The sequence below is a fragment of the Enterobacter sp. 940_PEND genome, from assembly GCF_001059415.1.
Classification (GTDB): Bacteria; Pseudomonadota; Gammaproteobacteria; order Enterobacterales; family Enterobacteriaceae; genus Enterobacter; species Enterobacter cloacae_M.
Genome location: NZ_JUMS01000019.1, coordinates 13,900 through 32,375 on the forward strand (window position 1 = coordinate 13,900; position 18,476 = coordinate 32,375).

The following is an 18,476-nucleotide window of genomic DNA, read 5'->3' on the forward strand; positions in this document are numbered from 1 at the left end:
TAAGTCGATGACTGCAATATACTACATAAAGTAGAAAATACAACTACGAAAAATAGAAATGACTATGAACGCGCCGTGCCTTACTCTTCTACCTATGGTAGAAAAAGCGAATAAACATCAGGATTTCGCTAACCGGCTGACCGAAGAAATGCGCAGACAGCGCCGTTCTGTAAAGGATTTAAGCCTGGCTTGCGATGTCACATACGAAATGGCCCGTCGTTATACGCTGGGCACGGCCAAGCCACGCGATGAGAAATTGCAAAAGATAGCTGACTGGCTGAATGTCCAAGCGGCCTGGCTTGACTACGGCGAGGGCGACAGCGCGACAGGTATTCTCCCGGAGACTGAGTTTTCCGGCTTCCATGCATCAGAACCAAATGTGGACAGTGATGCGGAATTCAGAGAGTTAAGCGAAGATGAAAAGCGATTGGTTAGAGTGTTTCGTCAGTTCCCTAGTGTCGAAGCCAAAAACATGCTACTGGCTTTCGAAATGCGGTATAAACAGCTTTATGATTTCTTCCTGAAGTACGCAAACACCCCCCAAAAATAATATAATTCCATAAGAACCCGGTACATGCCGGGTTTTTTTACGCCCTCACACACTACCTTATGTAGCAAACACCTCCTTATTTTCTACTTTTAGTGTTGACACATCTACTTTATGTTGTATTCTCTACTCATCGAAGCACAACAGGTGCGACAGGTAAACGTTCCGCTGGCCGGCGATAAGGCAAACGAGGGTGATATGAAAAACGCACTGAAACTAGCAACTAAGTACGCAGGATTCGCAAGTATCGAATCTGATGTTCTCTCGGGTCTCGAAAACCTTGAATTAGCTCGTGTAGCAGTAATTTCTGCAGCAGAACACATGAAGAGCCCGGATCAAGAAGTGGTCTTAGAGGCTTTATCTCTTGTTAAGCAATTCATGCATCAACAGCGAGATGCTGCACGTAGCGAGATTCAGAAAATCCGAGGCGTTCTCTCTGGCGAACTGGAGTCCTATGATGATTGATTTCGCACGCAAACCGGTAAGACAGCAGGCCGTTCGTCTTAACTGGATTACAGCCAGAATCCGCCAGTTCTGTTATTTACTGGCTCAAAAAGGGAACCCTTAACTCTTAATTTTCCACAAACTAAATAAGCGTTTTTATTTAGCAGATATATAACACTTCCACATTCAGATACATATACCTTAAACGGCAGGTAATTCCGCACCATAAATTAAGGAATGCAAAATGAAAGTAAAATTAACAACTATTGAAATGGGTCTCGCAATCGTAAATAAAGAAATCGCGACGTTTAATATTAATGGTGTTATTTCGGGCGTGGTTCATTTGCCATCCTCAGGCCCTGTAACCGTTGTGCTTGACGGCGGCTACGTGCTCGGTGAATTTCATTGTCCGGTTTGTGCTGTTAAGCACATTAGCTTACTGTCTGTGAACTTCGCAGAAGCGCAGAACGCTTGTGGCATGTCTTATTACGATCACAAACGTCAACAACTTAACTGATATGGATGACATCATTTGTCATTGCGCTGTTTGCTGTCACGAATATAAAAAATCGGAAATGCATGAAAGGAAAACAGACATATACCCCTTTAAGCGCACGATTTATTTATGTAAGCAATGCAATGAAAAAAGAGAAAGACGTAACGCGTTAAAAAGCATTAGGCGTGTTACTCGCAAAACATTTCGTTCAAATTCATTTTCTAAATATTAATCGAGGTCCTTATGTCTGTTGAATTGAAAGTTTTCGGCGGTGCTTATTTCCCAAAAGATAAAGCATTGAAAAAACACCCAGATTTAAAGCCACTTGCTACTGCTGTCAATGCGGCCACAAAAGCCATCGCTGAAGCTGTTATTTTCGGCAGGCTGGCGGCCGAACATCCAGAACATATTGATGATTACTTTAAGGTAAAAATCTGGGAGCACCGCGAAGAGTTACCCTGCCCTGAGCTTGATGTTTTCTCTCCTGAATTTTTCGATACCGTTGCTATCTGGAATGTGAATGCAGGTGAACCAGCTGCGGCACCACAGCCAGAATCCGAAGAAAAAACGGAATGGGACGACAACAAGGCACAGGAAGAAATTAAAACTGTTGCGCTGCTCGATCAGGCATCACGAGCAGCGTGCCTCGCACTGTTCGGCCCGGTCCCGGGCATCACTACAGCGCAGTACGGCCAGATCGTCGATCTAAAGAATGATGATGAACCCAGCTTTGCCCGCGAGCTTGCAGAAGCGCTGGCAAAAGAAACCCGCGCGCTGGCGCTGGCGCCGGAACGGCAGGAGCAACTGCTCGTATGGGTACGTGAGAACACAAAAGATTCAGCACAGTGGCCGGATATCAAAAAGCAGATCGCTAAATGGATTGATACCCCAGCAGATAAGCGCCCGCAGGCTGCCACCACTACCGTAGAAAATCGCACAGACACCAGTTCAACCTTAGGAGGCGGCAACAAGACAGACCGCAGCCCGGATCTGGTACACAACCTGTCCACGCTCAAGATAGAGGTTGCTGTTGCGATTCTGAGCACCTTCGACGAAATCGATATTTACTCAATTCCAAACAAATTTTTCATTCCTGGCAAGGCCATGGCCGAAGCTGAGCAGGACACCCGCTTCACTGCCTGGTGGAAGAAATTACGCTCTACCCCCGGGATTCTGGACTATTCCCGCGCTGCCATCATCGCTCTGATTAAATCCGCACCGGACGACCTCTGGATGGATCCTATCGCATTGCGTGAGTACATCAATCGCGAGTTGGTTGAATCTGATCATGCACATCCTGACCAGAAAACGATTGATTTGGCCTGCCGCCCTAAAGCTCGCTCTAATTCGGAGAAGAAAGAAGATGATGAAACCAAACCGTCTTTATCTGGCGAAACTGAGTTACCAGCAGTTTGCCCTGCCAAAGCTGCGCAGCTCGACAAAGAACTCAACGAGGCATTCGCTCAGAACCCAGCACCAGAAGGGCAAGCGAGTGACCAACCACGGGTGGAGAACCTGGGCGGCGGAGTCTTCTCTGTTGATGCACTGATTAATAATCCCCCCTCAAATGAGGTCGAAAAAACGGAAAATCGTCCGGCAATGAGCGAGCGGGAAATCGAAATTGCCTGCGCCCTTAACGACCTGATGTCGGGTCGCACCCGGGAACTGTCTCTTGAGGAAGCTGAAGGTGATGTATTGCTTACAGGGCATCCGGTCACGCATCTCATAGATTTAATGATCACAGATATTGCTGATACTGAATTTTGCCTCTCTCCTGATCTTGAAAATGATGAAATTCAAATGGTGGCAGCCTGCATCCTTGATAAATGGTCTGATGATCAAAGTGAACGCCAGAAAATAGCGCTTGATGCGATCGTTGAATACCGCCGTCCGGAACCACAAAAATCTGTCGTGCTCGATCCACCGGCCGTTAATGCAAAGCCGAAAGCACGGCCTGAACCAGCACCTGAAACAAACGCTCCGCTTTCTTCTGTTACCTACCTGCAGCAGCTGACCATTGCAGCACTGCAGGGCTTATGTTCCAACCCGGCATATTGCAATCAGTATGAGGAATTACCGGCTATGGCCGCCGGGCTTGCCCGCAGCGTTATCAACCATCAGGAAGACTCCTGTGCGTCTGATTAACCGTAGCAAGGGAGACAGCATCGGCGGGCCAGCATGCGCCGCAGCGCTCAAATGCCATTTTGAGAAATACGGCGAGCATGGTCGAAGCGACAAACAGACTTTTTACACCATCAAGTTCCAAGGGAGAAAAATTACGGTTGAGGTTGTTAACCGCCCCCGTAGTTACGTGGCAACGGCAATGCTCGGTGTCAGGCATCTTAAGTGCCTCCCCGGCCTTGGTCGGTGATTTTTGACAATCAATATACTATCTGCCGCTACGGTATCGTGGCGGCGTCATGGAGTTAAGCATGGCGCAAATCATTTTCGATGAAGAGTGGATGGTGGCGGGAAAGCTAACTGAGAAAACGGGGCTGGATGACAGGCAAATAAAAGCTTATCGCCTCGGATGCTGGATTGAAGGGGTTCATTTTAAGCGAGTACCCGCGGTACCCGGTGGGGAAAGCAAACGCGCTTTGGTCTGGTACAACTTTCCGCTGATTAATAGATTTATTCAGGAAGCATGATGAACTTTCCAACCGGCGTTGAACTTCATAACGGAAAAATCAGGATCACGTTTACCTATCGCGGCATTCGCTGCCGCGAAGTTCTCCGTGGCTGGGTGGTTAACAGCAGCAACATCAAGAAGGCGGGAAACCTTCGCGCCGTCATCGTAAGTGAGATCCAGTTCGGCCAGTTCGACTATGCGGCGCGCTTCCCTGAGTCAAAGGCCCTTAAAAAATTCTCATCAACAAAGCGGATCGCGACGTTCAGTGAGCTGAGCGATTTTTTCATCGAGACAAAAGCACTGGAGGTGTCAGGAGCTACTCTGCATTCACTCACATCTGCAGTTAACACCCTGAAGCGTGTAGTGGGAGAAAATACCCCCCTGGCTGATATTCAACACGCTGACATACTGCATTATCGCAAAGAGCTGCTGACGGGCTGCGTGTTAAACCCTTCTATGCCTAACCTGGTTAAAAAGGGGCGCGCGCCCTCAACGGTCAATAAACAGATGGCTGTTTTATCAGAAATGCTGAAGCTTGCTAATCGAAGTAAGTTTATATTACACGCTCCTTATGAGGGCGTATCCAGGCTCAAGCTATCTAAGGCAGACCCCGATCCGCTTCTACTTCATGAGTACCAGGCGCTAATTGCAGCCCTTCCCCGCAAACTGGCTTTGATCATCATCGTTGCCGTGCATACGGGAATGAGGCCCGGCGAAATTTGCGCCCTGGCGTGGGATGACATTGATTTGAAAAAAGGTGAGATTCACGTGTCCAGGAGTCTGACAAACAAACGGGTATTTGTGCCGCCGAAAACAGATGCGGGAATCAGAACGATCACGTTGCTCAAGCCCGCGCATGATGCGCTGCTGGAGCAGTACGAAATCACCGGCAACAACCCGCGCCAGAAGATTATTTTTCATCATCGCGAAATCGGCAAAACCGAACAACAAAATCTGCGTTTCGTGTTTTCGCCTGAAAAGAAATCTTCAGTGAATGAGAGCTATTTTTCTAAAAATTCGATTTCGTATGGCTGGCGACAGGGAACTAAACTTTCAGGTATTCGTGAGAGAAACCCTTATCAGTCCCGGCACACTTACGCCTGCTGGACGCTTATGGCTGGCGCGAACCCGTCCTTTATCGCCAGCCAGATGGGCCATGAGGATGCTCGTATGGTGTATGAGGTTTATTCGAAGTGGATTGGCGATATGAACCAGGATCAGGTCAACATGCTGAACAATCAGATGCCGACAGCTTTGCCCCCAGGACGCCCCCAAGGCATAGGGAGCATGAAAAAAGTCATTTAATTTCATAGCGCTGGTTTCAAACTCCATAATCAGCGTTAAACTATTCATACCAATTTTTTAGGGAGAAGAGATGATGCGCGTACTGGTTGTTGAGGATAACGCATTACTACGCCATCACCTGAAGGTTCAGCTTCAGGAGATGGGACATCAGGTGGACGATGCTGAAGATGCAAAAGAAGCCGATTATTATCTCAATGAACACCTGCCGGATATCGCCATTGTCGATTTAGGGTTGCCTGACGAAGACGGTCTGTCGCTAATTCGCCGCTGGCGCAGCCACGATGTCTCCCTGCCGGTTCTGGTTCTGACCGCCCGTGAAGGCTGGCAGGATAAGGTTGAAGTGCTCAGCGCGGGTGCAGACGATTACGTCACCAAGCCGTTTCATATTGAAGAGGTGGCGGCGCGCATGCAGGCGCTGTTACGCCGCAACAGCGGGCTGGCTTCACAGGTTATTTCCATCCCGCCATTCCAGGTCGATCTCTCCCGCCGGGAATTAGCGATCAATGATGAAGTGATTAAGCTCACCGCCTTCGAATACACCATCATGGAAACGCTGATCCGTAACAATGGCAAAGTGGTGAGCAAAGATTCCTTAATGCTCCAGCTTTACCCTGATGCTGAACTGCGCGAGAGCCATACCATTGACGTGCTGATGGGGCGTTTGCGTAAGAAAATTCAGGCGCAGTATCCGCAGGATGTGATTACCACCGTCCGTGGCCAGGGCTACCTGTTCGAATTACGCTAAATGAGAGGGATTTTACGCCACATACTGCCCCTCTCGCTGCGGGTTCGTTTCTTACTGGCCACGGCTGCCGTCGTGCTGGTGCTGTCGCTCTCCTACGGCATGGTCGCCCTGGTGGGCTACAGCGTCAGCTTTGATAAAACCACCTTTCGGCTGCTGCGTGGCGAAAGCAATCTGTTTTATACCCTGGCGAAGTGGGAAAACAACCAAATCACCGTCGAAATGCCGGAAAACCTCAACCAGCAGAGTCCAACGCTGGCCCTGATTTATAACGAAAAGGGGAAATTACTGTGGGCGCAGCGTGATATTCCCTGGCTGGTCAAAAGCATTCGTCCGGAATGGCTCAAAACCAACGGATTTCACGAAATTGAAGCCGATCTCAACACCACCAGCTCGCTGATCCATGAAGATCGCTCCCTGCAGCAAAAGCTGAACGAGATCCGCGCCGACAACGCCGAGACGGAGATGACGCACTCCGTCGCGATTAACCTCTATCCAGCGACGCTGAACATGCCGCAGCTGACCATCGTGGTGATCGACACCATTCCGGTCGAGCTGAAGCGTTCTTATATGGTCTGGAGCTGGTTCATCTACGTTCTGGCTGCGAATCTCCTGCTGGTGATCCCGCTGCTGTGGGTGGCGGCGTGGTGGAGCTTGCGCCCCATTGAATCACTGGCGAAAGAGGTTCGTGAGCTGGAAGAACATCATCGCGAGAAGCTGAACCCGGAAACCACCCGTGAGCTCACCAGCCTGGTGCGTAACCTCAACCGCCTGCTTAAAAGTGAACGCGAACGCTACGATAAATACCGTACCACCCTTACCGACCTGACCCACAGCCTGAAAACTCCGCTGGCCGTCATGCAAAGTACCCTGCGTTCAATGCGCAGTTCGAAGCTGAGCGTCGATGATGCCGAGCCGGTGATGCTGGAGCAGATCAGCCGTATTTCCCAGCAAATTGGCTATTACCTGCACCGCGCCAGCATGCGTTCCGGCAGCGCGCTTCTGAGCCGCGAGCTGCACCCGGTAGCCCCGCTTCTGGATAACCTCACGTCCGCCCTCAACAAGGTGTATCAGCGTAAAGGGGTGAACATCAGCCTCGATATCTCGCCAGAGATAAGCTTTGTGGGTGAAAAAAATGACTTCATGGAAGTGATGGGTAACCTGCTGGATAACGCCTGCAAATACTGCCTGGAGTTCGTGGAAGTGTCTGCGCGTCAGACGGAAACCGAACTGCATATTATCGTTGAGGATGATGGTCCGGGCATCCCGCGCAATAAGCGTGACGTGGTGTTCGATCGCGGTCAGCGCGCCGATACGCTACGTCCTGGCCAGGGCGTAGGATTGGCCGTCGCCCGTGAGATTGTCGACCAGTACGACGGGAAAATAGAAACCAGTGAAAGCCTGCTGGGCGGCGCCAGAATGGAGGTTATTTTTGGTCGCCAGCAGCCCACATTGAACGATAGTTAACCCGTTATGTGAAAAATGCGAGGATCTCGCAGCCGGGGGACTGAGCTTCCGTTATAATCCGAGTCAGTAAGAGCCTGCGGAATAAAAAAATTATGGATTATCACTTAACGCTTAACTGGCCCGAGTTTATTGAACGTTACTGGCAAAAACGCCCGGTGGTTCTGAAACGCGGATTCAGCAATTTTGTCGACCCTATCTCGCCTGACGAGCTGGCAGGTCTGGCTATGGAAAACGAAGTCGACAGCCGTCTGGTCAGCCACCAGGACGGGAAATGGCAGGTTAGCCACGGACCTTTCGAAAGCTACGATCACCTCGGTGAAAACAACTGGTCGCTGCTGGTGCAGGCGGTCAACCACTGGCACGAGCCGACTGCCGCATTAATGCGCCCGTTCCGCGCCCTGCCCGACTGGCGCATGGACGATCTGATGATCTCCTTCTCCGTGCCGGGCGGCGGCGTAGGTCCACATCTTGACCAGTACGACGTGTTCATCATTCAGGGTACGGGCCGCCGCCGCTGGCGCGTGGGCGAAAAAGTGCCGATGAAGCAGCACTGCCCGCATCCTGACCTGCTTCAGGTTGACCCGTTTGAAGGGATTATCGACGAAGAGCTGGAGCCGGGTGATATTCTCTACATCCCGCCGGGATTCCCTCACGAAGGCTACTCCCTGGAAAACTCACTCAACTATTCCGTGGGGTTCCGCGCGCCGAGCGGCCGCGAGATGATCAGCGGATTTGCCGACTATGTTCTGCAGCGCGAGCTGGGCAGCTATCGTTACAGCGACCCTGATGTGCCTGCGCGCGAGCATCCGGCGGATATTCTGCCAGAAGAACTCGATAAGCTGCGCGGCATGATGCTGGATTTGATCAACGAGCCGGAGCACTTCAAACAGTGGTTTGGTGAGTTTATCAGCCAGTCTCGTCATGAGCTGGACGTTGCGCCGCCGGAGCCGCCGTATCAGGCTGACGAGATTTATGATGCGCTTCAGCAGGGCGATAAGCTGACGCGTCTGGGCGGGTTGCGCGTGCTGCGCATTGGTGAAGAGGTGTTCGTCAACGGCGAGAAGCTGGACTCTCCGCACCGCCCGGCGCTGGAAGCCATTGCCAGCCATCTGGTGCTCACTGCCGACACCTTTGGCGATGCGCTGGAAGATCCTTCCTTCCTCGCGATGCTGGCCGCGCTGGTCAACAGCGGGTACTGGTTCTTTGAGGACTGAGTCGCTCTAATGCCCGGTAAGCACTTCGCCACCGGGCTTTTTCTTACCGCTTCGCGGTCAACTCCGCTATCCGTACTATCACCTTCACCGCTTTTTCCATCCCTTCCAGCGTCACAAACTCATGCTTGCCATGGTAGTTGTAGCCACCGGTAAACAGGTTCGGGCACGGCAGCCCCATAAACGACAGCTGAGAACCGTCGGTGCCGCCGCGAATCGGCTTCAGCTGCGGTTCAATATCGCAGTCGCGCATCGCCTGCTGGGCAATATCGAGAATATGCGGATGCGCCATCACCTTCTCGCGCATGTTGTAATAGCTGTCTTCAATGATCAGCTCAATATAGCAATCTGGGTGTAATCCTTTACCGACCTTCTTCGCGATCTCCATCATCTTGCGCTTGCGCGCCTCAAAGGCTTTGCGGTCGAAATCGCGGATGATGTAGTGCATCTGCGCGCTGTCCACGGTGCCTTTGATGCTGGTCAGGTGATAGAAACCTTCATACCCTTCGGTCTGTTCAGGGCTCTCTTCCGCCGGGACTTCTGCATGAATTCTGGACGCCAGCGACAGCGCGTTCACCATAACGCCTTTCGCCGAGCCAGGATGAACGTTGTTGCCGACAATTTTGATCGTGACGGACGCGGCATTGAAGTTTTCATACTCCAGTTCACCGACGCCGCCGCCGTCGACGGTATAGGCCCACTGCGCGTTAAAGGCTTCCACGTCGAAATGCTTCGCGCCCTTGCCGACCTCTTCATCCGGCGTAAAGGCCACGCGGATATCCCCGTGCGGGATGTTTTTGCCCTTCAGCACCGCCAGCGCCGTCATGATCTCCGCGATACCCGCCTTGTCATCTGCCCCCAGCAGCGTCTTCCCGTCGGTGGTGATCAGCGTCTGGCCCAGCAGCTGGTGCAGCACGGGGAACATTACGGGCGAGAGCACTTCGTCACCAATGCCCAGCGCAATGTCGCCGCCGCGGTAATTTTCCACAATCTGCGGGTTCACATGTTTGCCGCTAAAATCCGGAGAGGTGTCGACATGGGAGATAAAGCCAATCGCCGGAATGTCACCCTGGACATTCGCCGGCAGCGTTCCCATCACAGTGCCTTTTTCGCTTAACGTGACGTTGACCAGCCCCATGGCGTCAAGCTGCTCTTTCAGCAGGTTTAACAACTTCCACTGGCCTTCGGTGCTCGGCACCTGGCGAACACCCGGCTTAGATTGGGTATCCAGCGAAACGTACTGTAAAAAACGCTCAAGTAATTTATCCATGCAGTCACCCTCACTTTTCGTGACAACATTATCAATAAGCATCAAAACGCAAATATTGCGTCAGGTCACTTTTATCCCGCAAACGAGAATATTTTCCGTTTATATCGTTATGCGTTAGTAAATGTAGCTTATGAATCAGTGGCAAGGATTGGCGATTGCAGGGGATTGCCGTAGAATGTCCGCCCTCATTACGAGTCACCAAGGTGGTTACACACAAACCCCGCTTCAGTCTGCTGCCTGAGGCGTCTATATGGGACAGCGCAAAAATTGAATACACAACCCCGTTCACGTTCACCGCTGGTGCAACTGGAACGAATTCGTAAAAGTTTTGATGGTAAAGACGTTATTTCCGACCTCACTCTGACCATCAATGACGGTGAGTTTCTGACGCTGCTTGGCCCCTCGGGCTGCGGCAAAACAACCGTTCTGCGCCTTATCGCCGGGCTGGAAAGCGTCGATAACGGCCATATCCATCTTGAGAACCAGGACATCACCCGGGTTCCCGCCGAAGATCGCCACGTCAATACCGTCTTTCAGAGCTATGCCCTGTTCCCGCACATGACCGTGTTTGAAAACGTGGCGTTTGGTCTGCGGATGCAAAAAACGCCGGCGAACGAGATCGAACCGCGCGTCACCGACGCCCTGCGCATGGTGCAGCTTGAGACGTTTGCCCAGCGTAAACCCCATCAGCTTTCCGGCGGCCAGCAGCAGCGCGTGGCCATCGCCCGCGCCGTCGTCAATAAGCCGCGCCTGCTCCTGCTGGATGAATCCCTCTCGGCGCTGGATTACAAGCTGCGCAAGCAGATGCAGAATGAGCTAAAAGCCCTGCAGCGCAAGCTCGGCATTACCTTTGTCTTCGTTACCCACGATCAGGAAGAGGCCCTGACCATGTCCGACCGCATCGTGGTGATGCGCGACGGCAAAATCGAGCAGGACGGCACGCCGCGCGAAATCTACGAAGAGCCGAAGAATCTGTTTGTCGCCAGCTTCATTGGCGAGATCAATATCTTCGACGCCACGGTGATTGAGCGTCTGGACGACCAGCGCGTGCGCGCCAGCGTCGAAGGACGCGAGTGCAATATCACGGTGACTTTCCCCGTCGAAAAGGGACAAAAGCTCAACGTTCTGCTGCGCCCGGAAGATCTGCGCGTCGATGAAATTCACGGCAATACCGAGGCCGAAGGGTTAATCGGCTATATCCGCGAGCGCAACTACAAAGGGATGACGCTGGAGTCCGTTGTCGAGCTGGAGAACGGCAAAATGGTGATGGTCAGCGAGTTCTTTAACGAAGACGACCCTGACTTCGACCACTCTCTCGACCAGAAAATGGTTATTAACTGGGTAGAAAGCTGGGAGGTTGTGCTGGCTGATGAAGAACACAAGTAAATTCCAGAATGTGGTGATTGCCACGATCGTCGGTTGGCTTGTGCTGTTTGTCTTTTTGCCCAACCTGATGATCGTTGCCACCAGCTTTCTGACCCGCGACGACGCTAGCTTCGTTTCGCTGGTCTTTACGCTGGACAACTACGCGCGCCTGCTCGATCCGCTCTATTTTGACGTGCTGCTGCACTCGCTCAACATGGCGCTGATTGCCACCCTTGCCTGTCTGGTGCTGGGGTATCCTTTCGCATGGTTCCTCGCGGGCCTGCCGCAAAAGGTGCGGCCCCTGCTGCTGTTTTTACTGATTGTTCCCTTCTGGACCAACTCGTTAATCCGCATCTACGGGCTGAAGATCTTCCTTAGCACTAAAGGCTATCTCAACGAGTTTCTGCTGTGGCTGGGAGTGATTGATACGCCGATCCGCATCATGTTTACCCCGAGCGCGGTGATTGTCGGCCTGGTCTATATCCTGCTGCCGTTTATGGTGATGCCGCTCTACTCCAGCATCGAGAAGCTGGATAAACCGCTGCTGGAGGCGGCAAAAGATCTGGGCGCTAATAAGCTGCAGACCTTCATCCGCATTATTATCCCGCTGACCATGCCCGGCATTATCGCGGGCTGTCTGCTGGTAATGCTCCCGGCGATGGGTTTGTTCTACGTGTCGGATCTGATGGGCGGCGCGAAAAACCTGCTGATCGGTAACGTAATCAAGAGCCAGTTCCTGAACATCCGCGACTGGCCGTTCGGGTCCGCGACGAGCATTACGCTGACGGTGGTCATGGGCCTGATGCTGCTGGTCTACTGGCGCGCTTCACGGCTGCTGAACAAGAAGGTGGAACTCGAATGATCGGTCGACTGCTTCGCGGCGGTTTTATGACCGCCATTTACGCTTACCTGTATATCCCGATCGTTATTTTGATCGTGAACTCGTTTAACAGCTCACGCTTCGGGATTAACTGGCAGGGCTTTACCACCAACTGGTACAGCCTGCTGATGAACAACGATAGCCTGCTGCAGGCCGCGCAGCACTCGCTGACGATGGCGATCTTCTCCGCCACCTTCGCGACGCTGATTGGCTCGCTCACCGCCGTGGCGCTCTACCGCTATCGCTTTCGCGGCAAACCGTTCGTCAGCGGCATGCTGTTTGTGGTGATGATGTCGCCGGACATCGTGATGGCCATTTCGCTGCTGGTGCTGTTTATGCTGCTGGGCGTACAGCTTGGCTTCTGGTCGCTGCTGTTCTCGCACATCACCTTCTGCCTGCCGTTTGTGGTGGTGACCGTTTTCGCGCGCCTGAAAGGGTTCGACGTGCGCATGCTGGAGGCGGCGAAAGATCTGGGTGCCAGCGAGATGATCATCCTGCGCAAAATCATCCTGCCTCTGGCGATGCCCGCCGTGGCGGCCGGATGGCTACTTAGCTTCACCCTGTCGATGGATGACGTGGTCGTATCCTCCTTCGTCACCGGTCCGAGCTATGAAATTCTGCCGTTGAAGATCTATTCAATGGTGAAAGTCGGCGTCTCACCGGAGGTGAACGCGCTGGCGACCATTCTGCTGGTGTTTTCGCTGGTTCTGGTGATTGCCAGCCAGGTTATTGCTCGTGATAAAACAAAATCTCAGGGGACAATGAAATGAAAAAAATGCTCGCCGCTGCGGCGCTGGTGCTTGGCATGGGTGCCGCGCACGCTGATGACAGCAAAACGCTCTACTTCTACAACTGGACCGAGTACGTGCCGCCGGGCCTGCTGGAACAGTTCACAAAGGAAACGGGCATCAAGGTTATCTACTCGACCTACGAGTCGAATGAAACCATGTACGCCAAGCTGAAAACCTACAAAGACGGCGCGTACGATCTGGTCGTGCCTTCCACCTACTTTGTCGACAAAATGCGCAAAGAGGGCATGATCCAGAAGATCGACAAAACGAAGCTAACCAATTTTGCAAACCTCGATCCTGAGATGCTCAACAAGCCGTTCGACCCGAATAACGACTACTCCATTCCGTATATCTGGGGGGCAACCGCGATCGGCGTGAACAGCGAGGCCGTCGATCCAAAAACGGTGACAAGCTGGGCCGATCTCTGGAAACCAGAGTACAAGGGTAGCCTGCTGTTAACCGACGACGCGCGTGAGGTGTTCCAGGTCGCGCTGCGCAAGCTGGGCTACTCGGGCAACACGACGGATCCGAAAGAGATTGAAGCGGCGTATAACGAGCTGAAAAAGCTGATGCCTAACGTGGCGGCGTTCAACTCTGATAACCCGGCAAACCCGTATATGGAAGGCGAAGTGAATCTGGGGATGGTGTGGAACGGCTCTGCGTATGTCGCCCGCCAGGCCGGTACGCCGCTTGAAGTGGTCTGGCCGAAAGAAGGCGGGATCTTCTGGATGGACAGCCTTGCGATCCCCGCCAACGCGAAAAACGCTGAAGGGGCGCACAAGCTGATTAACTTCCTGCTGCGTCCGGACGTAGCGAAACAGGTTGCCGAGACGATTGGCTACCCGACGCCAAACCTCGCCGCACGCAAGCTGCTGAAGCCTGAGGTAGCTAACGATAAATCGCTCTATCCGGATGCCGAAACCATCAGCAAAGGTGAATGGCAGAACGATGTCGGTGACGCCAGCCGCCTCTACGAAGAGTATTACCAGAAATTAAAAGCGGGCCGGTAACGGTATCGCGTTCTTCCTCACGCCGCCCGGACGGCGTGAGGAGGATTAACTGACCGCATTCTCCCCTGCCCAGATTGTCGCCTTTCTCATCGCCTCAACCACATCCTCATCCGACAGACCCAGCGCCTGACGAACCCGGGTCGCCTCGTCCCACTGCTGCTGTTCATAGTTTCGGCACAGGCTCACCATATCGGCTAACCGTCCCTCCTGGTGGCACAGGGCATTGCTCACGCTCTGCGGGACCGCAATTTGCTTCATCAACTCGGCCATCGGCAGCTCAAGGAGGGTATCGAGCAGAGAAAACAGGCCGCACATGAAGGCATTTTCAGCCAGCATCGGTTCGTTCATCGTCTCGGCGATCAGTTCGCAGAACTTGCCGCGCATCATGCTCAGCGGGTAAAGCTCGCTGACGGTGTCATTGCCCGCACTGGCGAGGACCACGACCGCAACAAACCGTCTCAGCTGGTTTTCCCCGAGGTATCTGAGGACTTCGCTCAGGGTTAACTTGCTGAAATTACAGGCACCGATATGTTTAAATGCGGTGTGCTTCATGTAGCGCATAATCTTATAGGACAGCGTGAGATCGGTTTTAATCAACGACTCGACGATCCGAAAATCGGGTTTATTGCGTCCGACCTCCATTTGCAGCCGAAAAATCGCCAGCTGATTTTGCGATAGCCGTTTATATTTAATAACCTCCGGACGGCAGAAAAAATAGCCCTGAAACAGCGAGAATCCCTCTTCCCTGTATTCGCTGAATTCCTCTTTAGTCTCAATTTTTTCAGCGAGATATTTAATATGCCCGGTTAAATGTTTACGCTCTTTCAGATACTGTTTAATTTGCGCTAAGGTATAATTCCTGACGTCAAACTTCAGTATTGAAATATAGGGTAAAAAAACATCCCATTCTGGCGCAAGCGTGAAATCATCAAGCGCAAACTGATAACCATCCGCACTCATCTCCCTGACAGCCTGCAACAGCTCCGCTCCCGGCACAGCATCTTCCAGGATCTCAATGACAACGCTTTCTTTATCCAGCGCTTCTCCACTGCGGTCTATGACCATTCGCGACGGGAAATTAATAAACGACGTATGTGCCCCGGCGATGCGCTGGGACGGCACGCATAAAAACTGATCTGAGATCATCCTGGAGGTGGCATATTCCGCCGACACATCCGGAAAACGGTTTGTCATCCCATCTCTGAAGAGCAGCTCGTAGGCCACCGTCTTCATCTCAGGGTTAAAAATGGGTTGTCGCGCAATAAATCCGTACATATCCCATCCTCCTCTACAACTTTATATTAATTAGCATCCTCTTTCTACACGACGATAACGAGCTTTATCGAGCACTATTTTGATTGAATGCACAAAATAAAAGCATCCACACTAATTAACTGGATTTACGAAACAAAATTTAAATTAAATATTCCTGGCGCTCTACAGAAAGAGGAGAAAATATCCGATAAGGAATATGTGCCTGCCCGACATGCACGATATTACGGGAGATGAGAATGAAAGACGCCATGGTCCGAAGAAAAAAAATAAGCGTCAAGACGTTGATGCTGTTGTCCATTTTCCTCACCGTAACGGTGGGCTTTACGGCAACGATCGGGTTTATGATGTGGCAGTGGATGGCACAGCAGGAGGTTCTGGCCAAAAAACATATCCGCCAGATTGCCGAGGTGCAAGCGTTGCTGGTCAGCAAACAGCTGGATTCTGCCCTGACTGCCGCCCGGGACATGGGCAACAGCGCCCTGGCGCTGCGCGAGGCGGGCGTGACCGAACGCCAGAGCCTGAACCAGCTGCTCATCCACTACCTTTCGGCTCACCCACAGTTTCTCTCCATGTCGATGGCCTTTGAGCCTAACGCGTTCGACGATAAAGATGCCGTCTGGGCCGGTCAGAGCGGTGAAGATCCTGCCGGGCGCTACGCCCGCTACGTTGACCGGGACGCCACCGGCAAACCGGCATTACACCTGCTGACGGACATCGAAACGCCCGGCAGCGGTGATTATTATCTGCTGCCGAAACAACGGCATAAAGATGTGATCATCGAACCCTATATCTATCCCTACAACGGCGTGGACGTAATGCTCACCTCGATTGCCGCCCCCATCATGCGCGACGGTCAGTTTCTGGGTTCGGTCACCTCTGACTTCTCCCTCGCCACGCTGCAATCGACCATCGGCGCGATTAAACCGTGGAACGGCACAGGCTACGCCCTGCTCCTCTCCGCAGCTAATAACGTGGTGTCCAGCCCGGACAAGCGCGCGGCGGGCAAGCCTTACGCCGGTCAGATTGCCGGTCATGACGTCACCCGGGTAAACGATCCGCTGCTGAAGGAGGACGTGTTCATCACCTGGCAGGACATCGCCGTCGGTAACAGCCAGACGCCGTGGAAACTCGCCATTATCACGCCGGTCAGCGAAGTGATGGCCGAAGCGCGCGCATTTTTACTGAAAGCCATCATCATGATGGTGTTAAGCATCGTGGCGGTTAGCCTGGTCATGGCACAGATCTTCACCCGTAAAGTTGATCGTCCGGTTGGGGGCGAACCTTCGGAGGCCGCCGGGATCGCCCTGGCCGTTGCACGGGGAGATCTGAACAACACCATCCCGGTTCGTTCCGGAGATACCCACAGCATTTTTTATGCCCTGCACACCATGCAGATGCAGCTCAAGCGCATCGTCGACAATATCAGCGAAGCCAGCCACTCCGTGCACGGCGGCACCAGCGAAATTTCGGCGGGCAACCTTGACCTCGCCTCGCGAACCGAGGAACAGGCGGCTGCGATTGTTGAAACGGCAGCCAGCATGGAAGAGATTTCGGTCACGGTGAAGAATAACGCCGACAACGCCCACAAGGCGACCACGCTGACCGATCGCGCCGCAAGCCTCGCCGGGCATGGCGAAACGCTGGTAAACGACGTGGTCGTGGTGATCGGGGAGATTGACGAGAGCGCGCGTAAGATCGGCGAGATTAACAGCATTGTCGATGGCATCGCCTTCCAGACCAATATCCTGGCGCTGAATGCTGCCGTTGAAGCGGCACGGGCTGGCGAACAGGGGCGCGGCTTCGCGGTCGTCGCAGGGGAAGTGCGCAATCTTGCCCAGCGAAGCGCTAACGCGGCAAAAGAGATCTCTCAGCTGATTGCCGAGTCCTCAGGGCGCGTGAGCAAAGGCGTTGAGCTGGTCAATGAAACCGGGGTGATGATGAAACAGGTGATTGAAGCGGTATCGCATGTGCATCTGGTCATCAACGATATCGTTCAGGCGCTGGACGAGCAAAATCGCGGGATAAGCCAGGTCAGCACCGCCGTTAACCAGATGGACAGCACGACCCAGCAGAACGCCTCTCTGGTTCAGCAGATCTCTGCGGCGGCGCTCTCGCTGGATGAGCAGGCTAAATCGCTCGAGAAGACGCTGGCGTTCTTCCATTCATAAATAAAAAGGCACCCGCTGGACGGGTGCCTTTTCACGCCATTGCCGTTACAGCCCTTTCAGCAGCTTGTCGACAAACTCCGGGACGACCGTGCTTGCCAGACCGTAGTGTTTCTCTTCAAACTCGCTGCCCACCTGGCTTGGCTCAAGATTGAGTTCTACCGTATGCGCGCCGTGCAGCCGCGCTTCGTGGACAAACCCCGCCGCCGGGTAAACATGACCGGATGTGCCGATGGCGATAAATACGTCGGCCATCGCCAGCGCGCTGTAGATATCATCCATTCCCAGCGGCATTTCACCGAACCAGACCACGTGCGGACGCAGGCGCGACGGGAACTGGCAGCAGTGGCACTTATCCTCAGGCAGCACGTCCTCTTGCCAGTCCAGCACCTGACCGCTCCAGGCGCAGCGAACCTTGAGCAGCTCGCCGTGCATGTGGATGATGTTCTTGTTACCGGCCCGCTCGTGCAGGTTGTCGATATTCTGCGTTACCAGCAGAAAACGATCGCCGAGCGCCTCTTCCAGCTTCGCCAGCGCCAGATGCGCCGCATTCGGCGCAACGTCAGGCTGCTGAAGCTGACGGCGGCGGGCGTTGTAAAACGCCTGGACGAGATCCGGATCGCGGGCAAAGCCTTCCGGCGTGGCCACATCCTCCACGCGGTGCTCTTCCCACAGCCCGTCCGCCGCGCGGAAGGTTCGAATTCCTGACTCGGCGGAGATCCCCGCCCCGGTCAGCACCACCACTCTGGGTTTATCCATCGCTTCTGGCATCATTCTGTCTCTGAAAAAGATCCGCTGGCGCAAGCGCTCACGCAAGCGGCGTTTGTTTTTGCGAAAACGGCTGAGTCGACCCTGGCGACGCGACAGCATAGAAACCTC

General features: G+C 53.3%; 18 protein-coding genes and 1 pseudogene. 16 read left to right on the forward strand and 3 right to left on the reverse strand.

The window, feature by feature from the left end; translation table 11 throughout:
* Nucleotides 1-58: 58 nt before the first annotated feature.
* The 11 genes and pseudogenes from ADJ24_RS03860 (at nucleotide 59) to ADJ24_RS03905 (ending at nucleotide 8,844) form a co-directional block, all read left to right on the forward strand.
* On the forward strand, nucleotides 59-550 hold the full coding sequence (locus tag ADJ24_RS03860) for a helix-turn-helix domain-containing protein (RefSeq protein ID WP_048702197.1): 492 nt from the start codon (nucleotides 59-61) through the stop codon (nucleotides 548-550).
* A 195-nt stretch (nucleotides 551-745) separates the two neighbouring features.
* A complete protein-coding gene (locus tag ADJ24_RS03865) occupies nucleotides 746-1,012 on the forward strand; it encodes a hypothetical protein (protein ID WP_096151521.1) in 267 nt (88 codons plus the stop codon).
* Nucleotides 1,005-1,115 (forward strand): annotated as a pseudogene (locus ADJ24_RS25475) (hypothetical protein); the annotation flags it as partial. The gene ADJ24_RS03865 and the pseudogene ADJ24_RS25475, both read left to right, overlap by 8 nt.
* A 120-nt stretch (nucleotides 1,116-1,235) precedes the next feature.
* Nucleotides 1,236-1,508, forward strand: coding sequence for a hypothetical protein (locus ADJ24_RS03870; protein ID WP_048702200.1), 273 nt, complete (start codon nucleotides 1,236-1,238; stop codon nucleotides 1,506-1,508).
* A gap of 222 nt (nucleotides 1,509-1,730) precedes the next feature.
* A complete protein-coding gene (locus ADJ24_RS03875) occupies nucleotides 1,731-3,632 on the forward strand; it encodes a hypothetical protein (protein WP_048702202.1) in 1,902 nt (633 codons plus the stop codon).
* Nucleotides 3,619-3,858, forward strand: a complete 240-nt coding sequence (locus ADJ24_RS03880) for a DUF4060 family protein (protein ID WP_048702204.1) — start codon at nucleotides 3,619-3,621, stop codon at nucleotides 3,856-3,858. Before ADJ24_RS03875 ends, ADJ24_RS03880 begins: the two co-directional genes overlap by 14 nt.
* A gap of 61 nt (nucleotides 3,859-3,919) precedes the next feature.
* Nucleotides 3,920-4,135 (forward strand): excisionase family protein, encoded by a 216-nt coding sequence (gene xisR, locus ADJ24_RS03885; protein WP_010429804.1) that lies wholly within the window; start codon nucleotides 3,920-3,922, stop codon nucleotides 4,133-4,135.
* Entirely contained in the window at nucleotides 4,135-5,421 is a 1,287-nt protein-coding gene (locus ADJ24_RS03890; protein WP_048702206.1) for a site-specific integrase, read from the forward strand. Before xisR ends, ADJ24_RS03890 begins: the two co-directional genes overlap by 1 nt.
* Before the next feature lie 73 nt (nucleotides 5,422-5,494).
* Nucleotides 5,495-6,166 (forward strand): two-component system response regulator PhoP, encoded by a 672-nt coding sequence (gene phoP / locus ADJ24_RS03895; RefSeq protein ID WP_028019015.1) that lies wholly within the window; start codon nucleotides 5,495-5,497, stop codon nucleotides 6,164-6,166.
* Entirely contained in the window at nucleotides 6,167-7,630 is a 1,464-nt protein-coding gene (gene phoQ / locus ADJ24_RS03900; RefSeq protein ID WP_023311181.1) for a two-component system sensor histidine kinase PhoQ, read from the forward strand.
* 92 nt (nucleotides 7,631-7,722) lie between these two features.
* Complete coding sequence (locus ADJ24_RS03905) at nucleotides 7,723-8,844, forward strand: cupin domain-containing protein (protein ID WP_023311180.1); 1,122 nt, start codon at nucleotides 7,723-7,725, stop codon at nucleotides 8,842-8,844.
* Nucleotides 8,845-8,887: 43 nt separating this feature from the next.
* Here ADJ24_RS03905 and pepT read toward each other — a convergent pair whose 3' ends face one another.
* Nucleotides 8,888-10,111 carry a peptidase T gene (pepT, locus tag ADJ24_RS03910; protein ID WP_023311179.1) on the reverse strand — a complete coding sequence of 408 codons (1,224 nt, stop codon included), beginning with the start codon at nucleotides 10,109-10,111 and terminating at the stop codon, nucleotides 8,888-8,890.
* A 237-nt stretch (nucleotides 10,112-10,348) separates the two neighbouring features.
* Here pepT and potA point away from each other — a divergent pair, with 237 nt between their 5' ends.
* From potA to potD, 4 genes are read left to right on the forward strand one after another with little or no spacing between them, the layout of a single operon-like run.
* Nucleotides 10,349-11,497, forward strand: coding sequence for a spermidine/putrescine ABC transporter ATP-binding protein PotA (gene potA / locus ADJ24_RS03915; protein WP_187393578.1), 1,149 nt, complete (start codon nucleotides 10,349-10,351; stop codon nucleotides 11,495-11,497).
* A complete protein-coding gene (gene potB / locus ADJ24_RS03920) occupies nucleotides 11,481-12,338 on the forward strand; it encodes a spermidine/putrescine ABC transporter permease PotB (RefSeq protein WP_023311177.1) in 858 nt (285 codons plus the stop codon). Before potA ends, potB begins: the two co-directional genes overlap by 17 nt.
* On the forward strand, nucleotides 12,335-13,126 hold the full coding sequence (gene potC / locus ADJ24_RS03925; RefSeq protein ID WP_023311176.1) for a spermidine/putrescine ABC transporter permease PotC: 792 nt from the start codon (nucleotides 12,335-12,337) through the stop codon (nucleotides 13,124-13,126). Before potB ends, potC begins: the two co-directional genes overlap by 4 nt.
* A complete protein-coding gene (gene potD / locus ADJ24_RS03930) occupies nucleotides 13,123-14,157 on the forward strand; it encodes a spermidine/putrescine ABC transporter substrate-binding protein PotD (protein WP_023311175.1) in 1,035 nt (344 codons plus the stop codon). The genes potC and potD overlap by 4 nt, the downstream gene beginning before the upstream one ends.
* A 45-nt stretch (nucleotides 14,158-14,202) precedes the next feature.
* Here the strand turns inward: potD and ADJ24_RS03935 are convergent, their stop codons facing one another.
* The gene (locus ADJ24_RS03935) at nucleotides 14,203-15,432 is read right to left on the reverse strand and encodes an EAL and HDOD domain-containing protein (RefSeq protein ID WP_023311174.1); all 1,230 of its coding nucleotides are present in this window, start codon (nucleotides 15,430-15,432) and stop codon (nucleotides 14,203-14,205) included.
* Between the two features lie 236 nt (nucleotides 15,433-15,668).
* Between ADJ24_RS03935 and ADJ24_RS03940 the strand changes: the two genes are divergently transcribed.
* Nucleotides 15,669-17,600 carry a methyl-accepting chemotaxis protein gene (locus ADJ24_RS03940; protein ID WP_023311173.1) on the forward strand — a complete coding sequence of 644 codons (1,932 nt, stop codon included), beginning with the start codon at nucleotides 15,669-15,671 and terminating at the stop codon, nucleotides 17,598-17,600.
* A 45-nt stretch (nucleotides 17,601-17,645) separates the two neighbouring features.
* Here ADJ24_RS03940 and cobB read toward each other — a convergent pair whose 3' ends face one another.
* The gene (cobB, locus tag ADJ24_RS03945; protein ID WP_023311172.1) at nucleotides 17,646-18,467 is read right to left on the reverse strand and encodes a Sir2 family NAD+-dependent deacetylase; all 822 of its coding nucleotides are present in this window, start codon (nucleotides 18,465-18,467) and stop codon (nucleotides 17,646-17,648) included.
* Between the last annotated feature and the right edge of the window lie 9 nt (nucleotides 18,468-18,476).